The following is a 1,025-nucleotide window of genomic DNA, read 5'->3' as shown; positions in this document are numbered from 1 at the left end:
CAGGGGATGGAGGCTTTGATGGCGGTTGAGATCACGCGAACGGACATGTCGGCAAGCGAACTTCGGGCGCAGGCGGCTCGCACAAAGGATGCCAAGGCGGCGCGGCGGATGCTGGCGATCGCTCTGGTGTTGGACGGAGCGGATCGCAGGACGGCGGCGGAGACCTGCGGCATGGATCGGCAGACCCTGCGCGATTGGGTTCATCGCTACAACGCCGAGGGGATCGCCGGCCTGACGAACCGCTATGCGGCCGGTCCGACGCCGCTCCTGAACTCAGAGCAAAAGGCGGAGCTGGCCCGGATGGTTCGTGAAGGACCGGAGCTTGAAGCCGATGGGGTGGTGCGCTGGCGCTGCGTCGATCTCAAGCGCAAGATCGAGGACCGCTTTGGCGTGGTCATGCATGAGCGGACAGTCGGCAAACAGCTGGCAGCCCTCGGCTTTCGCCGCCTGTCGGTGCGCCCCCAGCACCCCAAGTCCGACCCGGTGGCACAAGAGGCATTCAAAAAAACTTTGCCTCTACGGTAAAGGCCGCCCTGCCGGAGGCAGCATACGGCAAGCCATTGGAGGTATGGTACCAGGACGAGGCCAGAGTGGGCCAGCAGGGGACGCTCACCCGGACTTGGGCCGAGCGGGGAACCCGCCCCCGCGCGCCACGCGATACCCGCTACACATGGGCCTATATCTTTGGCGCCGTCTGCCCGGCGCGCGCCACAACCGCGGCTCTGGTCATGCCGCGTGCCGACACCTCGGCCATGAACGCCCACCTGGCTGAAATCGCAAAGACTGTTGCGCCAGGCGCCCATGCCGTGCTCGTGATGGACGGCGCCGGCTGGCATGGCTCCAGCGCCCTGCGCATCCCTGACAACATCACCATTGTGACGCTCCCGCCCTATGCACCGGAGTTGAACCCGGTCGAGAACATCTGGGCCTATCTGCGGGCAAACCGCCTCGCCATCTCCGTCTTCGACACCTACGACGACATCGTTGATCGATGCTGCGATGCCTGGAATGCCTTTGCAAACGAC

General features: G+C 65.1%; 1 protein-coding gene. It reads left to right on the top strand.

All coding sequences use genetic code 11. From position 1 onward, the window contains the following. Positions 1 to 15 precede the first annotated feature (15 nt). Positions 16 to 1,025, top strand: a protein-coding gene (locus GIY56_RS18295; protein WP_154766261.1) for an IS630 family transposase whose coding sequence is annotated in 2 segments (ribosomal slippage) — positions 16 to 499 and positions 499 to 1,025 — 1,011 coding nt annotated over the 2 segments. Because the reading frame shifts where the segments join, the coding sequence is not laid out codon by codon here. This gene is flagged as partial in the annotation.

The organism is Paracoccus lichenicola, assembly GCF_009708075.1.
Taxonomy (GTDB): domain Bacteria; phylum Pseudomonadota; class Alphaproteobacteria; order Rhodobacterales; family Rhodobacteraceae; genus Paracoccus; species Paracoccus lichenicola.
The sequence above is the reverse complement of the archived record's forward strand: the minus strand, read 5'-3'. Positions and strand labels throughout refer to the sequence as shown.